The sequence below is a fragment of the Microcoleus sp. S13_C5 genome, assembly GCF_036700845.1.
In the GTDB taxonomy this organism is placed as follows: Bacteria; Cyanobacteriota; Cyanobacteriia; order Cyanobacteriales; family Microcoleaceae; genus Microcoleus.
Genome location: NZ_JAUBPR010000238.1, coordinates 1 through 3,269, shown reverse-complemented (window position 1 = coordinate 3,269; position 3,269 = coordinate 1). Strand labels below are relative to the sequence as shown.

Genomic DNA, 3,269 nt, shown 5'->3' with positions numbered 1-3,269 from the left:
TTAGAGCTGTATAACATTTTGAACTTCTATATTTTTCACTACGTTTAAGTTAGTTATATTATACCTCATCTTTCTAAGAAATGCTATAGCTTGAGCACTCGATGAACTCTGCATAGTGATTTCTCCTGACTTCACAAATCCGTAGTAGAAAGCGATACCAGCATTAAGGGCATTGAGCCAGATATTATTTCCAAAAAGTGGTGTAAGCCCGAACAAGGTATTTGAAAATGGCAGCAATCCTAAAATTGCACCTGCTGCATAGCTGCATAAAGGATGGCGAAGATGCTATTGAACACAATTGCTCCGGTTAAGCTAGGCTGTGTCATCAATTAAAAGAGTTGACAAAAGCTGGGGAATGTGGGTAGGGTTCGGATCGCTTACTCAAGAGGAAAACCCGATGACACGGCGCTACGCTCCTTGTGATGAGCAATGGGAACCTATCGAACACCTGCTCCCGGCTCGCCCCGACACAGTTGGGCTCACCGAAGACAGATCACCGTTTCTTCCTGGAAACGCTACTGTATCGCTTTCGAGCTGGAATTCCCTCCAGAGACCTCCCCGAACGCTTTGGAGATTTTCGGGTCATTCACACTCGTTTTAGCCGCTGGTCGAAGACTTGGGTGTGGGAGCGGCTGTTCCCAGGGCTCTGCTGTTAGGCAGACACCGAGTATGCAGCTATCGATGCCACGATGGTGCGCGCTCACCAACATAGTGCCGGAGCCAAAGCTAGCTGTGCCGCAGACGAAGATATCGGTCGTAGCCGACGAGGACTCAGTAGGAAAATCCCTGCCGTGGTAGATGCGCCGGGTAATCCCATCTCTTTTTTTGACGGAGGGTCAGACCACGGCACTTGTGGGAGCCTCGGAGTTACTGCGGCTGCTGTCGAAGCTGAGGCGATTCTGGCGCGAGCGAAGCTGACGATGCTGACTTTGAGAGTAAGAATTCCCTTGACCGAGCCGGGCATTTTCAGTGGTGATTCCCTCGAAAAACATCACGCGAAGATTATTTGTATCCAGTTGCATATTTTATGCCATCGCATTGCCGAAAGCCGTAGAAGCCGTATTTGCATAGGATAAATTAACAATGATATGTGTAGAAATATTCCCAATTTGCGGCGGTGAAATAGTGAGAAAAGAAGTGGATAAACTTTGACGAGGCGGCAAGCATACGGCTATATTAAAAGTATCCGTTGAAGTTTGCCTAAGCTGTGGAGAACGGTTGTATTCTGTGGAAACAGTTAGGAAATTTGCCCAAATTAGACAGCAGTTACAGCGATAATAGACTCAAGATTTCCAACCGATGGGGCAAGCTTTTCGAGTTGGATAAGTTAGAGGCGGATAATGTGTTTAAAAAGCTCGATCGCACTTTCCCATTATCCATTAAAAATCAAGGCGCGATCGCACTTCACTCAATAAATCTCTCTCGCGGATGATGCGATGCCCCTCCTCCCCAGCAAAACTACAAAATGTACTGGCAAATCCCTTCACAGACCCAGGCTCAGCATTTAAAGCATCGGAGGTTTTCCATTGGACGATCGCACAAACTCACCAGCCACCGCTGTTAACAACCGCCGACCTCTAATTATCGCAGGAATTCTCCTCGGTATCGGTCAATCCGGCTTTTTTGACGGCATTGTGCTGCACCAACTCCTCCAGTGGCACCATATGTTTAGCAGCGTTAAAACCGATGCTACTGTTGCCGGTTTAGAATTAAACACCCTCGGAGATGGATTGTTTCACGCTGCGGATTGGTTGGTAACAGTGGCGGGAATCTTCTGTTTGTGGAGTGCTGTGAAGCGCAATGATGTTCCTTTGTCAACTCAAACTTTTTTTGGTTCCATATTAATTGGTGCTGGATTGTTTGACTTTGTTGAAGGCATTGTTGACCATCAAATTTTGGGAATCCACCACGTCAAACCCGGTATCAACGAGTTAGCTTGGGATTTAGGATTTCTCGCTCTTGGAATTAGTTTAGCGGTGTTAGGTTGGATGCTGGTACAGAGGGAAGTTCCCGGAGATACTAAAGTTTAAATGAATGCAGAGATTGATAATTATACCAAATCCACGTTAAAAATCCCTGACGTGTATCCGATAAACAAGCCCCCGAATTTATCCGTGGGCTCAATGCTTCAATCTAAAATCTAAAATCTAAAATCTAAAATCTAAAATCGATTGACTCTCTGTTTAACTCCTCAGTTCATCCCGCCGCCGACTCCAACCACCCAATCAAATCCTCTTTACTCCTAAAATCCAACAAAGCCTCTCCTAAATCATCTAACTGTTCGGCAGATAATCCCTGGATGCGAGTTTGAACTTCCGGTGTAACCTCACCCACCCGCCGCACGAGGAGACGCATAATTAATCCTATTTCCCCTTCAATTTTACCCCTTTCGATTCCTTGTTCGATTCCTTGTTCGATTCCTTGTTGTATTCCCTGTTCAATCCCCTGTTGTATACCAATTTCTATCCCTTTCATCACAGACCCGATTTGGTCTTGGATAAACATTTCTCGCTTGTCTACATCATTCAATTCGTCTAGTGTCAAATTTGCTCGGTTGGCAATTCCCAGCGCGGTATTAATCTCTTCAATAGACCCCAATGTATCTGGTACTGCTTCCAAAGAGGGCGCGTTTTTCATAAAGTAAATCCATTTTTCCGGCAGAGTTTCAAGTTCGTTCAATTCTTTTTTGAATTTAGGTAACTCGACAAACACTAACTTTAACTAGCAGTTGGGATAGACGAATTTCTCTTCAGTTTCTGTGAATTCAAACTTAGAAATTAGTTTTTCGGTGTTGTCAAATAAGATAAAATCGGTGATGGTTAAAGCAATCACTGGATTTAACTTTAAATAACCTTCTCCAGCTTTGAGTTGAGTAGAATAGGTTTTGGCTGCATTGTATACTACCCGTTTTTCAAAGGCGGCAACGTTGAGTACCTGCATTTCCACAATCACGGTTTTGTTGCCGGTAATCTTGGCTTTGACATCCAGGTAAGTGTCTTTCAATCCTGTAACGCTTCCTGCTGAATAAAGGTCAATTATTTCTAATTCTTGGATGGTTGGTTCTCCGTTATACAGCATTGCATTTAGGAAACTGATGAGAATTTCTGGATGTTCGGAAGAAGCGAATATTTTTTTGAATGCAAAATCTGTTTTGGGGCTAATGAAACGCATATTATAGAAGGAAGAGGGAAGAGCAGGGTAAGAGCATCTCAATCAGTCTTGACAAAAGGATTTGAGAAGAAGCATCATGTATTCATCATTCATTGCAG

At 44.1% G+C, this 3,269-nt stretch carries 4 protein-coding genes and 1 pseudogene; 4 read left to right on the top strand and 1 reads right to left on the bottom strand.

The features are described 5' to 3' along the window. Window positions 1-422: 422 nt before the first annotated feature. The 4 genes from QUA04_RS30120 to QUA04_RS29075 all read left to right on the top strand — a co-directional run bounded on the left by QUA04_RS30120 (window position 423) and on the right by QUA04_RS29075 (window position 2,030). Window positions 423-656: a transposase gene (locus QUA04_RS30120; RefSeq protein WP_445242394.1), complete on the top strand. Its 234-nt coding sequence runs from the start codon at window positions 423-425 to the stop codon at window positions 654-656. A 33-nt stretch (window positions 657-689) separates the two neighbouring features. Next, a complete protein-coding gene (locus tag QUA04_RS29085) occupies window positions 690-1,076 on the top strand; it encodes a hypothetical protein (RefSeq protein ID WP_333264116.1) in 387 nt (128 codons plus the stop codon). Window positions 1,077-1,207: 131 nt separating this feature from the next. Beyond that, window positions 1,208-1,432 (top strand): hypothetical protein, encoded by a 225-nt coding sequence (locus QUA04_RS29080; protein WP_333264113.1) that lies wholly within the window; start codon window positions 1,208-1,210, stop codon window positions 1,430-1,432. A gap of 94 nt (window positions 1,433-1,526) precedes the next feature. Then, complete coding sequence (locus QUA04_RS29075; RefSeq protein WP_333264110.1) at window positions 1,527-2,030, top strand: DUF2243 domain-containing protein; 504 nt, start codon at window positions 1,527-1,529, stop codon at window positions 2,028-2,030. A gap of 166 nt (window positions 2,031-2,196) precedes the next feature. Here QUA04_RS29075 and QUA04_RS29065 read toward each other — a convergent pair. After that, window positions 2,197-3,171 (bottom strand): annotated as a pseudogene (locus QUA04_RS29065) (Rpn family recombination-promoting nuclease/putative transposase). Window positions 3,172-3,269: the final 98 nt, after the last annotated feature.